Consider the following 14,921-nt stretch of genomic DNA (forward strand, 5'->3'; position numbering starts at 1 on the left):
GTTTATCCATGAGGTAAAGGCTGGGGCGACCGAGGCCAACCCATCCAAAGGACTGCCCCATGAAATTCTTCGTAGATACCGCCGAGATTGATGCAATTGCCGAGTTGAACGATCTGGGCATGGTGGACGGTGTGACCACCAACCCGTCGCTGATCAAGAAATCCGGCCGTGACATCATCGAAGTCACCAAGGAAATCTGCAACCTGGTCGACGGGCCGGTCTCCGCGGAAGTCACCGCAACCGACGCCGACACCATGATCGCCGAGGGCCGCAAGCTGGTTGAGATCGCCGAGAATATCGCCGTCAAGGTGCCGCTGACCTGGGACGGCCTCAAGGCCTGCAAGACCCTGTCCGACGATGGTCACATGGTCAACGTCACCCTGTGTTTCTCCGCCAATCAGGCGCTGCTGGCGGCCAAGGCCGGTGCCACCTTCATCTCGCCTTTCATCGGCCGCCTGGACGACATCAATCTCGACGGCATGGACCTGATCGAGGACATCCGCACCATCTACGACAACTACGGCTTCGAGACCCAGATCCTGGCGGCTTCGATCCGCAGCGTGAACCACGTGCTGGATTCTGCCCGCATCGGCGCCGATGTGATCACCGCACCGCCCGCGGTCATCAAGACCATGGTGAACCACCCGCTGACCGACAAGGGCCTGGACGCCTTCCTGGCGGACATCAAGGCGGCTGACATCAAGATCCTCTGATCTCTTCACGCAGACGAATGATCCCGTAAGGCGCCCCGAACCGGGCGCCTTTCCCTTTTCGCGGAGGTGCTGATGCGGCGCGGGTGCGCCGCCGCGCCGGGCATCCGCCCGGCGCCCGGCCCAACGGGAGTGGGGCATTTCAATGCCCCGGCGACGGGCGGGAGCCTCCCCGCGCGGCAAATGCCCACTGTCCGAATTTTTCCGCAGCATTGTGCAAATCCCGTGTTATACACGGGGCCAAACCCGTCAGAGGTCCGGAGCCGCAAGAGTTTCCCCATGAGCAGTTCGAGCCACTCAGCCAATTTGGAAGATCAGCTGCGCGAGGCGATCCTCGCCCAGCCCGACGCGCTGCTGGAGGACCAGCACCTGATGAATGCCCTTGTCGCCGCCAATGAACGTGCCATGGGCTCCAATGTCGTCGACCTGCGCGGCATCGCGATGGAGCGGATGGCGGCGCGGTTGGACCGACTGGAAGACACGCATAGGTCAGTGATTGCCGCCGCCTATGACAACCTGGCCGGCACCAACCTGATCCACCGCGCGGTGCTGCGGCTGATGGAACCGCAGGATTTCACCGGCTTTCTCACCTGCCTGGAAGAGGACATGCCGCAAATCCTGCGCGTCGACGCGCTGTCGCTGGTGCTGGAGACCTCCCGCCCCGGAAACGGGGCAGAGGTGGAGCGCAAATCCGGCGTGCTGAAAATGGCGGGTCCCGGCTTTACCGAAAGCTATGCCGGTCAGCGCGGCGGCGAACGCCCGGTGACCCTGCGCCAGACCCGAGGCGGTAGCCCGCGGGTGTACGGGACACGGGCCGAGAGAATCGCCTCAGAGGCCTGCCTGATGCTCGATCTGGGCGATGGCCGCCTGCCCGGCATGCTGGCGCTGGGCTCAGAGGATCCGCACCAGTTTTCGCCGATGCAGGCCAGCGACCTGCTGACATTTTTCGGCGGCGTGTTCGAACGCTCGATGCGCTACTGGCTGGCATGACGATGATGTCCCCTGCCTGCCGCGACGCGCTGCAACAGTGGCTGGAGCGGCTGGGCGGTCTGGAAGGGGCGTCCGCCAATACCTGCACGGCCTATCGCGGCGACGTCACCGGCTTTCTGAGCTTTATGACAGCCCATGCCGGCGGGCCGCAGGGGCTGGGGGCGTTGGCCCGGATCACCACGGCCGACATGCGGGCCTGGATGGCATCGGAGCGCGGCAGCGGCACCGGCGCGCGGTCGTTGGCGCGCAAGCTGTCAGCGGTTAAAAGCTTTTACCGCTGGCTCGCACAACGCGAAGGTTTCGAGCCCGCCGCCGTGCTGTCCGCCCGCGCGCCGAAGTTTCAGAAAAAACTGCCGCGCCCCTTGGCACCAGAGGCCGCGAAGGCGGTGCTGGAGACGGTCGAGTTGCAATCACCGCAGGACTGGGTGGCGGCGCGGGACGTGGCGGTGGTGACGCTGCTCTACGGCTGCGGGCTGCGGATCTCCGAGGCGTTGGGGCTGACCGGCGCGGACGCGCCCTTACCGCCGGTGCTGCGCATCCTGGGCAAGGGCAACAAGGAACGCGTGGTGCCGGTTCTGCCTGCGGCGCGTGATGCGGTGGAGCGTTATCTGGCCCTGTGCCCGCATCCGCAGGAGACCGCGGCGCCGCTGTTTCGCGGCGTGCGCGGCGGGGCGCTGAACGCGCGCCAGATCCAAGCGGTGATGGCCCGCACCCGCGCCCAACTGGGCCTGCCGGCAAGCGCAACGCCGCACGCGCTGCGGCACAGCTTTGCCACCCACTTGCTGGAGGCGGGCGGCGATCTGCGCGCAATCCAGGAGCTTTTGGGTCATGCCTCGTTGTCGACCACGCAGGCCTACACGGCGGTGGATACCAGCCACCTGCTGGAGGTCTACAGGCGCACCCACCCCAAGGCCTGAGGCGCGCAGCTGCTGTGAGCGTGCCGGCCGGTGTCGGGCAGCAGGTGGTGCAGGGCTTCCGGTTGGGCTTTGCCTAAAATGCGACGGAAATTGGCGACGGGTGGAAAGCTCCTGTTAAGGCCGCGCAGGCGAAAAGGGGGCAAATCAATCCAGAAAGGATTCCACCATGACCCTGTCCGGCTTTGCCCCCCTGTTTTCCGATGGCGCCCCTGCGGCCCCGACGCCTGCGCCCGGCAGCCACCCATTCTCCCGCATCAATGACAGACCCGACGGCCTGCCCGCATCCGCCCCCGGCATCGCCGACCCGGCCCCGCAGGGCCGCCGCATGGCCCGCATTCACTTCGCCCGAGGCACGGAATCCCGGCCCCTGCTGCACTGAACGCTTGCGGCGCGGGGTCAAATTCGCCATCACGGGGACATGAGACCCCAGATCCGCGCCCTGACCGTTCACCTGCTGACCGCCACCGGAGCCGTTTTTGCCATGCTGGCCATGCTGGCAGCGGCCGAAGGCAAATGGAGCCTTATGTTCGTCTGGCTGGTGGTCGCCTTTGCCGTGGACGGGGTCGATGGACCGTTGGCGCGGCACTATAATGTCAAACGCTACGCACCGGAATTCGACGGTGTGCTTCTGGATCTCATCATAGACTATCTGACGTATGTGTTCATCCCGGCCTTTGCGCTGTTCCAGTCAGGGTTGATGGCGGGCTGGACCGGCTGGGTGGCGATTATCGTCATCACATTCGGCAGCGCGATGTATTTTGCCGACACGCGGATGAAGACCAAGGACAATTCCTTTTCCGGCTTTCCCGGCTGCTGGAACATGCTGGTGCTGGTGATCTTCGCCTTGGAGCCAAGCCACTGGACTAGCCTGGTGCTGGTGACGGTGCTGGCGATTGCCATGTTCCTGCCGCTGAAGTTCATCCACCCGGTGCGCACGGTCCGCTGGCGCAACCTGTCGCTGCCGATGGCGCTGGCCTGGACGTTTTTTGCGGGCTGGGCCGCTTGGGTCGATTTCCACCCGGCCAGTTGGGCCCATTGGGGACTGGTGGTGACCTCTGTCTACCTGCTGTTTGTCGGCATTGTTCAGCAGATCGTGCCTGAACCGGCCCGCAGCAAGGCCGCCTTGCAGGACGCTGAGGGCTAACGGGGCACTGCCCCTCTGCGCCCTTGGAAGGGCGCATTCACCCCGGAGTATTTCCTCACCAGAAAGAAACACCAAGGTCTGCGCGGGGCGTCGGCAGGCTAGGCCCGCCCGGCCCGTGTTCAGATCAGCAGGCTGGCGGCGCCTTCGTGTTTCAACAACGCCACCTTGGTCTCCACACCGCCCGCGCCGGAAAACCCACCCAGACCCGTGGCGCCCAGCACCCGGTGGCAAGGGATGATCACCGGGATCGGGTTGCTGCCACACGCAGAGCCGACCGGCTGCGGCGGAACACCCAGATCGCAGGCGATGTCACCATAGGTGCGGGTTTCCCCGCGCGGGATCGCCAGCATAGCCGCGCAGACCGATCGCTGGAAATCGGAGCCCTCAATCCGCAACGGCAGATCAAAGTCATCCAGCTCGCCCGCGAAATAGGCGCGCAGCTGCGACAGTGCGCGGGTCAGCAACGCTGACTGACCGCTGCCGTGGGACGACCAGCTCAGCCCGGTGATGGCGCCGTCCTGTTCCGTGACGCTCAGCGGCCCAACAGGCGTCTTCAGACTAGCTGCAATCATCTTGTGCTCTCCTGCCGCGCGCGGCGCGCGTTAACACCCCGTTAACCATTCCTAACGGAAGCGCTCCACATTAGCTCAAATTATCCTAAAGTGAATCTCAACACAGCAACGAATGTTATTAATAGGTCTTCACATGCTTCCTGCAATCGCCAACGCCTCCAGCATTTACCCCGGTCTGAAACAGCTGCAGGCGGCACGCCGCCAGCAGCTGGAAATCGCGGTTTCGGCCAGCCAGTCGGCCGATGCGCCGCGCACCCAGGGCGCGAGCCAGGGACTGGCGCGCAGCGTGGCACGGGAACAGGCGCTGAGCGCCGAGCGTCCGCAGGCATTGACGCCGCAGCACGTTGGCCCGGCGCGTGAGGCCGCCCGTGCCGAGGCGCTGGGGCTGAAGCAGCTGAACGGTCTCGACCTCAGCAGCTACTACCAGGATCTGATGAGCGGCATGCAGGCCGGCCCCAAGACCGCCAGCGCCCAGGCCGCGGAAGCGCGCTACCTGGAAGCGCGCAAGATGATCTGAGCCGCGACTGCCATTTATTGCAGCTGGGCCCAGAACAGGTCCAGATGGCGCGACATGATACTCTCGAACCGACCGCTGCTGCGCAGCTTTTGCAGGCCTGCGTTGATCCGGTAGAGATGGGTCGTGCCGCGCCAGTGTCGTTTGGAAATCACCACATGCAGACCCTCTTCTGACAGGGGCTTTTCCAGCGGAACCACCTGCTCCCGCAGGCCCTGGCGCACCAGGGTGCTGGCGCCCAGAAACAGGTTCACCGCGACCGCGTCCACCTGCCCTGCCGCCACCATGCGAAAGCAGTCCGCCGGCGTTTGCGGCTGCACCAAGGTGATAGTGCCCTGATCCAGCCAGCGGCGGTCGGCACGGTTGAGGTCATGGGTAAAGTAGCCCGCGGGGCGGCACAGGGTCCTGCCTGCGACATCCGCATCGCTGTCATAGCGCATGTCACCACCGGAGCGGGCGAACAGCATGATCGGCAAGGTCATCACCGGGTCCGAGAAATGAAAACTGGCGCAGCGCTTATCGCTTGGGTCGGCGCTACAGTCGGGCTTCAGCCAGGGGAAGCCCATGTCGAAGTCCTTGGAATCCAGCAGCGGGAACAGATGCCGGGACCAATCGTCCTCCCAGTGGATGGCGTAGCTGACAGGCGCGGGCGCCAGCTCCAGGGCCGCATTGACGAGTTCCGTCACCATGCCCTGTCCCGGAGGTCACGGCCCGTAAAGGGCGCATAGCCGCCCCCGGTCAGCAGCGTCAGCTCTGCCTCGTGCTGTTGCAGCGGCGTGGCATCTGGGGAGGTGGCGTCACTGACGCAGGGGATGAACAGCTTGCGACCCGGCAGCACCGTGGCCCCGGCCAGAAGGGACTGGTTGCGGTCGTAGACCAGCATCCAGCGGTCGCGGTCGCCGTAATGGGTTTCGGCGATCGAGAACAGCGTATCACCGGGCTGCGCCACATAGTCGACATCGCAAATCGCCCAGGCCGCGGCAGGCGCAAGGCTGAACAGTGCAACGGCGCAAAGCAGGCGGCGGAGTGTCCGTGTCAGAAAGCGTCCCATCAGAAACCGGCCCAGATCCGGGCCATGTGATCCTCGACGATGGCCTGATGGCGGCCATTCGCCTGGATTTCGCGCAGGCCGGTGTTGACCATCTCCAGCAACGTCTGTGCACGGGGGTGGCTCTTGTGGACCACCACGTAGATCCCCAGCACCGCCAGCGGCTGTGGCAGCACGGTGAAGCGCTCTTCGAGGCCGTGTTCCCTGAGGACGCTGCGGCCGGTGAATTCGTTGATCGCCACCGCATCCGCCGCGCCTGCGGCAACCATGTCAAAGCAATCCTTGACCTTATCGGGCTGCACCAGCGTGATCTTGTTGTCGGCCACCCAGCGGCGGCCGCGTTGATCCAGGTCGAAGGTCAGAAACCCCGCGGGCCGACACAGGGTCTTGCCCTCGATGTCGCTGTCCTGCTGGAATTGGAACGGGCGGTTCTTGTCGGCAAACAGCAGCATCAGCGTTTCGAACATCGGTGCGGAGAAGTGGAAGTTCCGACAGCGATAGCTGTCGGGCATCGTCTCGCAGTCCGGCTTGTACCAGGGAAAGCCGAGGTCCAGCAGCGTATTCGACAACAGGGGGTCGAAATGCGAGGACCAGTCGTTCACCCAGTGGATCGCGTAGCCTTCGGGCGGCGCGGCCTGCATCATGGCCGCGTTCACCACGTCGGTGATCAGCCCGCCGTTGTGGGCCGCCTTGGAGGTAAAGGGCGCGTAGTCATCGCCCGTCAGCAAATTGATCTTTCTGCGCACTGCGGCCGTTCCGGGCTGCACCCGCACCGGCACCGCGGCGGCGGGAACCGCGGCAGAGAGGTCCTTGCCGCCGGGCAGGCCCAACGGCAGCCCCTCATGACAGGCCAGCGACAGTTTCATGCCCACCCGGATCGCCTCTGGTTTCGGGCCGATGGTGGCGATGTTGCGGTTGTGGATGGCGCTCCATTTGCCCGCGTCCTGATACAGGCGGTCCGCAATTGTCGATAGGGTGTCCCCCGGCTTCACCGTGTAGACCCCGCCGCAGGTGTCCGCGGTGGCGCTATGTGGACGGGCGATGAGCGCCAGCAACGCAAGCCCTGCGGCGGTAACAAATCTCCTCATGATCCCCCCAAAGAATGTAGAGCCCGCCCCTGAACGGCCTGCGGCGTCTGGTTGATGATTTTCGCGCCGAACGTCCTTGCGCACCCGTCTGCGTGCCAGGACCGACTGCATGACCCGCCCTAGTTGCCGACAAGGAGCGCCAGAATCGTGGCGGTGTCGACCTGCCCGTCCGCCCGGATCAGACTGGCCGGAACGCTGACGTCCTGCCGCCGGTATGCGGCGTTCACCAGCTTGTCGATATATGCCTCTGACTGACCCTGCGCCGCGGCGTTGCGCACCATGCGAAACAGCGCGCTGCCCTCACCTGCGGCGCTGGCGACGGGCTGCGGTGGCTGATTCATCTGCGGCGGCCTGTTGCGCAATGCAGCCAGCGTGCCTGCTGTCATCCTGGCCACCAGCGCGTCCTGATTTGCGTGCAAGCCGACTTTGGTGGGTTTTGCGGCGGCCACTCCGGCACCGACGGCGGCGGGCGCGGCAGCCCGGCTTTGTTGCGGCAGCGTCGGCTTCGCCGCTGGCGGCGGCGGGGTGGCACCGAACTGCGATTGCAGCAGCATCACCATGGCGACGCTCAGCGCGGCCGCTGCCGCGGACAGGCGGGACAGGCTGCCGGTGCGCTGCACCAGGGCGCACAGGGCCAAGACTGCACGACGGACCAATCGCCACAGGTACAAGAGACGTGCACCTGCCGCCCGGCACAACAGGCCAGCCACTGCAAGGCCCGCAGCCAGAGCAGAGGTGGTGACGCGGCCGTCTTCAGTGGCTGTGGGGCCTGCGGCGTTCGCGGCAACCGGCGCGCCGCCAATACGTGTCGGTGCGGGCGCGGGTCTCACGCAAGCGGCAGTGCCTGCTTGGTTGGCAACAAGATCAATCAGGATATTGCGGGATGCGCTCACCCCATTGATCCGGACGGCGGTTCCGCGCGGGCGAGGGCCAGCGACGGCCCTGCCCGACAGATGTATTTCAGAAGACCTTTTCAACATGCCCTGCACCCCCGCCCCACGTCGCGTTCCGTGTTGCCCGAAACCTTCACGTGAAGTTAACGATTTGTTAACCAGTTGAGGAAATCCGGTCAATATGCGGTCAGCGCAAATATATGCAACAGAGTGAAACTCTCGGAAAGGTTGCGAAGAACGTCACAGGCGGTTCAACGCAAAGCACCCGGCCGTGACGGCCGGGTGCTGCATGCCACATGAGAGTGACTGGCGTCGGCTCAGCCCAGTGCGCTGTTGCAGCGTCCGCAGACGCCCGGGTGGCTGTGTGCGCCGACGTCCGGCAGGATCTTCCAGCACCGCTGACACTTGTCGCCCTCGGCACGTTCGAACACCACGGAAACACCGTCGACCTCGGGCATCCGGAAGGCTTCGGCCGGGGCCGGATCGCCGGTCAGCGATATGTCCGACGTGATGCAGATGTCGGCGAAATTGACCGAAGCCAGCGCCGCGCGCGCCTCTGCGTCGCGAACGTGGACCACCGGGGCGGCCTCCAGCGAGGCGCCGATCACCTTGTCGGTGCGCTGCACCTCCAGCGCCGCCGTCACCACCCGGCGGGCCTGACGGATCTTGGACCATTTGGCCGCCAGCGGTTCGTTCAGCCACTCGGCGGGGGTTTCCGGGATGTCCTGCAAGTGCACGGAACTGCCTTCGCCCGGATATTTCTCCAGCCAGACCTCTTCCATCGTGAAGACCAGGATCGGCGCCAGCCAGGTGGTCAGACGATGGAACAGGATGTCCAGAACGGTGCGTGCTGCGCGGGCGTTCAGGGTGTCGCCATCGCAATACAGCGCGTCCTTGCGAATGTCGAAGTAGAAGGCCGACAGATCCACGGTGGCAAAGTTGAACACAGCCGAGAAAACGCCCTGGAAGTCAAAGGACTGGTAGCCGGTGCGCACCTTGTGATCCAGCTCCGCCAGGCGGTGCAGCACCCACTGCTCCAACTCTGGCATGTCGGCAGGCGCCACCCGCTGATCCTCGGTGAAATCGCCCAGGGAGCCGAGCATGAACCGCATGGTGTTGCGCAGGCGTCGATAGCTGTCGGCGGTGCCTTTGAGGATCTCAGGCCCGATCCGCTGGTCGGCGGTGTAATCGGTCTGGGCCACCCAAAGACGCAGGATGTCGGCGCCATATTGTTTGACGACCTCCTCCGGCACGATCGTGTTGCCAAGCGATTTGGACATTTTCATGCCCTTGGAATCCAGCGTGAAGCCGTGGGTCACCACGTTGCGATACGGTGCCCGCCCCTTGGTGCCACAGGCCTGCAAGAGCGAGGAGTGGAACCACCCGCGGTGCTGGTCGGTACCTTCCATATAGACGTCGGCGATGCCGTCTTCAGTGCCATCTTCGCGGTCGCGCAGCACAAAGGCATGGGTCGAGCCACTGTCGAACCACACATCCAGCACGTCAAAGACCTGCTCATAGGCGTCTGGATCGACGATGCCCTTCAGCACGCGCTCCTTGAAGCCGTCCTGGTACCACACGTCTGCACCGTGCTCCTCGAACTCGGCAACGATACGCGTGTTGACCTCCGCGTCGCGCAGCAGGAAGTCCGCATCGGTGGGCAGGGCGCCCTTCTTGGTGAAGCAGGTCAGCGGCACACCCCATGCACGCTGGCGTGACAGCACCCAGTCGGGGCGGCTTTCGATCATCGAATGCAGGCGGTTGCGGCCAGTCTGCGGCCACCATTTCACCAGCTCGTCGATCGAGCGCAGGGCGCGTTCGCGGATGCTGTTGCCCATCTCATCCATGCCGTCATCCAGCTTGCGGTCGACAGAGGCAAACCACTGTGGCGTGTTGCGGTAGATGATCGGTGCCTTGGAGCGCCAGGAATGCGGGTAGCTGTGCTTGATCTTGCCACGCGCAAGCAGGCCGCCAACCTCGACCAGCTTGTCGATGACGGCCTTGTTGGCATCGCCTTCGCCGCCCTTGCGGTTGAGGATGTACTTGCCGCCAAAGAACGGCAGATCAGCGCGGAAGCCGCCGTCATCCATCACGTTGTAGGTGATCACCTGCTCCAGCATGCCCAGATCGCGGTAGAGTTCGAATTCCTCCATCCCGTGGCTGGGCGCGCAGTGCACGAAGCCGGTGCCTTCGGTGTCGGTCACAAAGGGTGCGGCGCGGAAATCACGGATCTCGTCCCATTCGCCACCCGCGCCCTCGGCCCTTGCCAGCGGATGTTGCAGCGACAGGCTGGAGAGTTCGTCGGCGGAGACACCGCGCAGGCGTTTGAACTGATCCTCTCCCAAGCGGGCGCGGCGGAACACATCCGCCGCCAGGTTGTCGGCCAGCAGGAAGCGGTCCCCAGGTGCGGCCCAGCACTCCTCCGGCGTGTCAGTCACCTCATAGAGGCCATAAGCGATGTCGGCGCCATAGACGACCGCCTTGTTCGACGGGATGGTCCAGGGGGTGGTGGTCCAGATCACCACGTGCGCACCTTCCAGATCCTGTGCCACCAGCGCGGAATCGGCGCCGGCATAATCGGCATCCTCGCCGTCTGCGGGGACAAAGCCGCCCGCCTCGACCACCTTGAACTTCACCCAGATGGTGAAGCTTTCCTTGTCGTGGTACTCGACCTCCGCCTCGGCCAGGGCCGTTTTTTCCACGGGCGACCACATCACCGGCTTGGAACCTTGGTACAGGGTGCCGTTCATCAGGAATTTCATGAACTCATCCGCGATCACCGCCTCGGCGTGATAGTCCATGGTGATATAGGGGTCAGCCCAGTTGCCGGTGATCCCCAGGCGTTTGAACTCCTCGCGCTGGACGTCGATCCAGCCCTCCGCGAACTTGCGGCATTCCTGGCGGAATTCCACCATTGGCACCGCGTCCTTGTTCTTGCCCTTCTTGCGGTACTGCTCCTCGATCTTCCATTCGATCGGCAGGCCGTGGCAATCCCAGCCCGGCACATAGCGCGCATCAAAGCCCATCATCTGATGCGCGCGCACGATCATGTCCTTGATGGTCTTGTTCAGCGCGTGGCCGATGTGCAGGTGGCCGTTGGCATAGGGCGGACCGTCATGAAGGGTGAAAGGCTTGCGTTCAGCCTCCGTGCCCTTGGCCGCCGCGGCCTTGTCGCGCAGGCTGTCGTAGACCCCAATCTGCGCCCAGCGCTCCAGCCAGCCCGGTTCACGCTTGGGCAGGCCCGCGCGCATCGGGAATTTGGTTTTTGGCAGGTTCAGGGTGTCTTTGTAGTCAGGCGTCTGGGGCGTGTCGGCGCACATCGGGGGCGTCCTTTGGCTAATCAGGTCGGTGTTCGGAATATTCGGTTCGGCGCGATGGCTCAAGCGCCTTTGCCCGGCGGCTCAAGGGTGTCAGAGCGCCGGGGATATAATTCGAATAATGATGGCCGCGAAAAGGGACATGGGGCGCCTTATAGGCCGCGCCGGGGGCCGGGTAAAGCGGTGAGATGCGGCACAAACGCCCGCCCCCTTCCGCATCGGGCCGCTTGGGGCTATCTATCCGCCGGATCCAGCAGCGCGGAGCGCCCATGAACGACACAGGAACGCAGACACCGCTGGCGCGGTTTGATATCTCCGCTGGCGAGATCGCCCGCGTGGTCGCTGTCTTTTATGCCCGTGTGCGCCAGCATGCCGTCCTGGAGCCGGTGTTTGCGGCCCATGTCAGCGACTGGCCGGAGCATGAGGCCAAGATTGCCGACTTCTGGCGCAATGCAATCCTGCGCGAGCGCAGCTACAGCGGCAATCCGATGCGGGTGCATGTCAGCCGTCCGAACGTGAAAGCAGAGCACTTTCCGCTGTGGCTGGAGCTGTTTCACGAGGTGCTGCACGCCGAATTGGCGCCGCAGACGGCACGGCAATGGGGCGTGCTGGCCGACCGGATCGGCGAAGGCTTCCGCACCGGTGTCGTCGCCATGCGTCAGCCGAAAGACCTGCCGCCGAAACTGGTCTGAGCCACACCGCCGGTCGTCCTCCCAAGGCCGCCTTGGGCATGGCTCATGCTGCGCATGAGCCTGGGGCGCGCTCGTCTAGCGTTGCCGTGAAAACAGCCCCGTCAGCGCCCGCTGCACCACTTTGCGGGTGCTGGGCCGGTGGGTTGGTGAGAACGGCATCGGGCGGCAGACCTCCATCGCGGCGATCCCCACCCGTGCCGACAAGGCACCGTTAACCAGCCCCTCGCCGAAGCGGCGTGACAGCTTTGACAGAGCTGAGCCGCCCAGCACCGGCTCCAGCAGATCATCCCCTGCCGCAACCGCGCCGGTGGCAGCCAGATGGGCCAGCACCGTTCGGGTTAACCGCCAGGAGCTGACCCACCCCGGGCGCCCCCCATAGATTGTCGCCACCCGGCGGATCATCCGCAGAGAGGCAACCAGCGCCGTCAGCACATCCGCCAGTGCCATCGGCACCAGCGCCGTCACCGCGGCGACCTGGCGGGCCGCGGCCTCCACCTCGCGCAGGGCCAGGGCATCCAGCGGTGCCAGCAGGTCGTCTTCGGCCAGCAGCAGCAAGGCGCCGGGATCCAGCACCTCAGCGCGCTGTTCTTCCAGCCGCGCCCGGTGCCAGGCCAGATCACTGCGCCCCTGATAAAAACCCTCCAGCCGGAGCGTGAAACGGCGCGCGGCTTCCAGATCCCTGCACTCCGCCGCCGCCTGACGCAGCGCGTCAACCCGGCGCAGTCGCGACAGGGCGGCCAATTCGCGCAAGCCCAGCCCTAGCGCCAGCAAAACCAGCAAGCCCATGCCCGCGCTGATCCCCCAGCCCAGCACCGGCAGGCGGTCAATCAGGCCGACGGCAAAGTCCCAGGCGGCCACCGACACCATGGCCCCGACCACCGCCAGCAACACCGCCCAGAACCAGCGCGCCAGGGCGGAGGGCTTGCGGGCCGCGATCCGGGCCGCCTGCTCCATCGCCGCGGGAGACGGACCCATAGCCGGGGTGCTTTCGGGGATCGGCGGCGCCTCGGCCACTGGAGGCGGTTCGTCGTCGGCGTCTTCGAGGTCAAACAGGACGGGTTTCTTGCTCATGCTGCCACCCTCTGCTGCGCGCGCCATTCATAGGTGATGTCGGGCAGTCCTTCTTCATTGTCGGCCCCGTCGCCGCGGGCGCGTTCGGCGAAGCCTTCGCGCTGATAGAACCGCCGGGCGCCGTCATTGGCGGCAAAGCTGTGCAACACCAGCCGGGGCTGCGCCGCCTTGGCCGCATCCAGCAGCGCCTTGCCGATACCCTGGCCGCAGGCCTCGGGCGCGACGTAGAGCGCGCAGACCTCCTGCGCGTCACGGGCGAGGAAGCCCAAAACCGTGCTGTCTCGCACCGCCACCGTCATCCAGCCGCGGTCGATCATCACGCCGCAAAAGGAGATTGCCTCGGCTTCGGAATGTAGGGTTGGTATCCAAGGGGTCACCACCGAGAACCGGTGCAGGATCCAGCCGGTGCGCCCGGCGTCCAGCGGGGTCGCGGCGCGCAAGGTCAGGGTCACAGGGCATCTCCGATCAGGAATTCCGCGGCGCGGTCCAGCCGAATATGCGGCGGGCCGCTGCCGTGTTTCAATGTCAGCGGTGCGGGCGCAAACCCCATGGCCTGGTAATCGCCCTCCAGCCAACGCGCTGCCCCCTGACGGGCCGGGGCCAGCAGCTGGGCCGGATCCTCGGGCAGCGCGCCGGGATAGCAAGCGGCCTGCTTGCCGCTGTCCAACAGGGTGCCGCGCACACAAGGCAACTCAACACCGTCGTGGTGACGCATTTCCTCGGTAGTTGTGCGCAGCGCGGCCAGCGCCATCGCGGCGGTTTCGGCACCGGCAAAGCGGGCGCGGTCCTGGGCTTCGCGGGTCAGCGCCTCGATGATCGCGGTCATGCGGCCGTGCTGGCTGTGGTGCAGATGGTCGGCCTTGGTGGCCGCGAACAGGATTTTCTCCACCCGCTTGGCGCCCAACAGCCGGGTCAGGATGCGGTTGCGGCCGGGACGGAAGGCGCTGAGGATATCTGCCATTGCGTGGCGCAGATCCTCCACCGCCTGCGGGCCGGAGCTGATCGCCGACAGCGCGTCCACCAGCACCACCTGCCGGTCGATTCGGGCGAAATGGTCGCGAAAGAAGGGTTTGACCACCTTGGCCTTGTAGGCCTCAAACCGCCGTTCCAGCTCGCGCCAGAGACTGCCGCGTGGGGCCGCGCCGCCGGGCCGCAGCGGCGCAAAGGTCAGCACTGGCGAACCCTCGAGGTCGCCCGGCAGCAGGAAACGCCCCGGCGTGCAGTCATAAAAACCATCGGCGCGTGCGGCGTTCAGATAGCCGGTGAAAGCCGCCGCCAGCGCCTGCGCCTGCGGTTCGTCATGGGCGGCGGCGGGATCGGCGGCACCCTGTGCGGCGAGGAATGCCTGCGCCTGCGGGCGGTCTGCGATGCGCGTCAGCACGTCGGTAGACCATTCGGCAAACGTCTTGTCCAGCAGCGCAAGGTCAAGCAGCCATTCGCCGGGGTAGTCGACAATGTCCAGATGCAGCGTGCGCGGCCCCGGCAGCCCGGCCAGCAGACCCGCGGGCCGCACCTTGAGACTGAGACGCAGCTCGGACACCGCCCTGGTGCTGTCCGGCCAATGGGGTGACGGCCCGGTCAGCGCCGCGAGGTGGGTTTCATAATCAAAGCGCGGCACCGTGTCGTCAGGCTGAGGTTGCAGAAAAGCCGCCTCGATCCGGCCCTCACGCGCGGCCGCCAGTTGCAGCATCCGGTCGCGGTCCAGAAGATTGGCCACCAGCGAGGTGATGAACACCGTCTTGCCAGAGCGCGCCAAACCGGTGACCCCCAGCCGCAGGGGCCGGTCGAACAGCGCCGCGGACACTCCGGTGGTGACGCTTTCGACACTGCTCATCACCCCGTCTGCAAGGGAGGTTATCACCAAGGCGCTGATCCTGCTCTGTTCTTGTCATGTCCTAGATAGGCGGCGCAGCCACGGCTTACCAGTGCGCACAGAACACTTGCCCCGCCGCTGTGGCATTGCTA

The 14,921-nt window shown here is 65.4% G+C and carries 14 protein-coding genes and 1 pseudogene; 7 read left to right on the top strand and 8 right to left on the bottom strand.

Features of this window, described 5'->3' with window-relative positions; translation table 11 throughout:
- Positions 1-59: 59 nt before the first annotated feature.
- The 5 genes from fsa to AC0IPL_RS15980 all read left to right on the top strand — a co-directional run bounded on the left by fsa (position 60) and on the right by AC0IPL_RS15980 (position 3,761).
- A complete protein-coding gene (gene fsa / locus AC0IPL_RS15960) occupies positions 60-713 on the top strand; it encodes a fructose-6-phosphate aldolase (protein ID WP_474275551.1) in 654 nt (217 codons plus the stop codon).
- A gap of 276 nt (positions 714-989) precedes the next feature.
- Positions 990-1,700 (top strand): DUF484 family protein, encoded by a 711-nt coding sequence (locus tag AC0IPL_RS15965; RefSeq protein ID WP_474275552.1) that lies wholly within the window; start codon positions 990-992, stop codon positions 1,698-1,700.
- Entirely contained in the window at positions 1,697-2,617 is a 921-nt protein-coding gene (locus AC0IPL_RS15970; protein WP_474275554.1) for a tyrosine recombinase XerC, read from the top strand. Before AC0IPL_RS15965 ends, AC0IPL_RS15970 begins: the two co-directional genes overlap by 4 nt.
- A gap of 166 nt (positions 2,618-2,783) precedes the next feature.
- Positions 2,784-2,996, top strand: a complete 213-nt coding sequence (locus tag AC0IPL_RS15975; RefSeq protein WP_474275556.1) for a hypothetical protein — start codon at positions 2,784-2,786, stop codon at positions 2,994-2,996.
- 39 nt (positions 2,997-3,035) lie between these two features.
- Complete coding sequence (locus AC0IPL_RS15980; RefSeq protein WP_474275558.1) at positions 3,036-3,761, top strand: CDP-alcohol phosphatidyltransferase family protein; 726 nt, start codon at positions 3,036-3,038, stop codon at positions 3,759-3,761.
- Between the two features lie 119 nt (positions 3,762-3,880).
- Here the strand turns inward: AC0IPL_RS15980 and AC0IPL_RS15985 are convergent, their stop codons facing one another.
- Positions 3,881-4,333 carry a methylated-DNA--[protein]-cysteine S-methyltransferase gene (locus AC0IPL_RS15985; protein WP_474275560.1) on the bottom strand — a complete coding sequence of 151 codons (453 nt, stop codon included), beginning with the start codon at positions 4,331-4,333 and terminating at the stop codon, positions 3,881-3,883.
- 133 nt (positions 4,334-4,466) lie between these two features.
- On the opposite strand from AC0IPL_RS15985, the gene AC0IPL_RS15990 reads away from it, so the two are divergent.
- A complete protein-coding gene (locus AC0IPL_RS15990; protein WP_474275562.1) occupies positions 4,467-4,850 on the top strand; it encodes a hypothetical protein in 384 nt (127 codons plus the stop codon).
- A gap of 14 nt (positions 4,851-4,864) precedes the next feature.
- On the opposite strand, the pseudogene AC0IPL_RS15995 reads toward AC0IPL_RS15990, so the two are convergent.
- The 4 genes and pseudogenes from AC0IPL_RS15995 to ileS form a co-directional block, all read right to left on the bottom strand.
- Positions 4,865-5,898, bottom strand: a pseudogene (locus AC0IPL_RS15995) (ABC transporter substrate-binding protein).
- Entirely contained in the window at positions 5,898-6,983 is a 1,086-nt protein-coding gene (locus AC0IPL_RS16000) for a LysM peptidoglycan-binding domain-containing protein (protein WP_474275564.1), read from the bottom strand. Before AC0IPL_RS16000 ends, AC0IPL_RS15995 begins: the two are co-directional and overlap by 1 nt.
- 119 nt (positions 6,984-7,102) lie before the next feature.
- Entirely contained in the window at positions 7,103-7,876 is a 774-nt protein-coding gene (locus AC0IPL_RS16005) for a hypothetical protein (protein WP_474275566.1), read from the bottom strand.
- A 317-nt stretch (positions 7,877-8,193) separates the two neighbouring features.
- Positions 8,194-11,196 (bottom strand): isoleucine--tRNA ligase, encoded by a 3,003-nt coding sequence (ileS, locus tag AC0IPL_RS16010; RefSeq protein WP_474275568.1) that lies wholly within the window; start codon positions 11,194-11,196, stop codon positions 8,194-8,196.
- A gap of 266 nt (positions 11,197-11,462) precedes the next feature.
- On the opposite strand from ileS, the gene AC0IPL_RS16015 reads away from it, so the two are divergent.
- Positions 11,463-11,885, top strand: coding sequence for a group III truncated hemoglobin (locus tag AC0IPL_RS16015; RefSeq protein ID WP_474275571.1), 423 nt, complete (start codon positions 11,463-11,465; stop codon positions 11,883-11,885).
- A 75-nt stretch (positions 11,886-11,960) separates the two neighbouring features.
- Here the strand turns inward: AC0IPL_RS16015 and AC0IPL_RS16020 are convergent, their stop codons facing one another.
- The 3 genes from AC0IPL_RS16020 to AC0IPL_RS16030 are packed head-to-tail and all read right to left on the bottom strand — an operon-like array spanning position 11,961 to position 14,820.
- Positions 11,961-12,956: a YcjF family protein gene (locus AC0IPL_RS16020; protein WP_474275573.1), complete on the bottom strand. Its 996-nt coding sequence runs from the start codon at positions 12,954-12,956 to the stop codon at positions 11,961-11,963.
- Complete coding sequence (locus AC0IPL_RS16025) at positions 12,953-13,408, bottom strand: GNAT family N-acetyltransferase (RefSeq protein WP_474275575.1); 456 nt, start codon at positions 13,406-13,408, stop codon at positions 12,953-12,955. The genes AC0IPL_RS16020 and AC0IPL_RS16025 overlap by 4 nt, the downstream gene beginning before the upstream one ends.
- Entirely contained in the window at positions 13,405-14,820 is a 1,416-nt protein-coding gene (locus tag AC0IPL_RS16030; protein WP_474275577.1) for a YcjX family GTP-binding protein, read from the bottom strand. Before AC0IPL_RS16030 ends, AC0IPL_RS16025 begins: the two co-directional genes overlap by 4 nt.
- Positions 14,821-14,921: the final 101 nt, after the last annotated feature.

It is taken from the genome of Leisingera sp. SA32, from assembly GCF_056033425.1.

Bases quoted from the DNA above. Each gene is read 5' to 3' on its own strand.
- fsa (WP_474275551.1), top strand. From the start codon at position 60: ATGAAATTCTTCGTAGATACCGCCGAGATTGATGCAATTGCCGAGTTG.
- AC0IPL_RS15965 (WP_474275552.1), top strand. From the start codon at position 990: ATGAGCAGTTCGAGCCACTCAGCCAATTTGGAAGATCAGCTGCGCGAG.
- AC0IPL_RS15970 (WP_474275554.1), top strand. From the start codon at position 1,697: ATGACGATGATGTCCCCTGCCTGCCGCGACGCGCTGCAACAGTGGCTG.
- AC0IPL_RS15975 (WP_474275556.1), top strand. From the start codon at position 2,784: ATGACCCTGTCCGGCTTTGCCCCCCTGTTTTCCGATGGCGCCCCTGCG.
- AC0IPL_RS15980 (WP_474275558.1), top strand. From the start codon at position 3,036: ATGAGACCCCAGATCCGCGCCCTGACCGTTCACCTGCTGACCGCCACC.
- AC0IPL_RS15985 (WP_474275560.1), bottom strand. From the start codon at position 4,333: ATGATTGCAGCTAGTCTGAAGACGCCTGTTGGGCCGCTGAGCGTCACG.
- AC0IPL_RS15990 (WP_474275562.1), top strand. From the start codon at position 4,467: ATGCTTCCTGCAATCGCCAACGCCTCCAGCATTTACCCCGGTCTGAAA.
- AC0IPL_RS16000 (WP_474275564.1), bottom strand. From the start codon at position 6,983: ATGAGGAGATTTGTTACCGCCGCAGGGCTTGCGTTGCTGGCGCTCATC.
- ileS (WP_474275568.1), bottom strand. From the start codon at position 11,196: ATGTGCGCCGACACGCCCCAGACGCCTGACTACAAAGACACCCTGAAC.
- AC0IPL_RS16015 (WP_474275571.1), top strand. From the start codon at position 11,463: ATGAACGACACAGGAACGCAGACACCGCTGGCGCGGTTTGATATCTCC.
- AC0IPL_RS16020 (WP_474275573.1), bottom strand. From the start codon at position 12,956: ATGAGCAAGAAACCCGTCCTGTTTGACCTCGAAGACGCCGACGACGAA.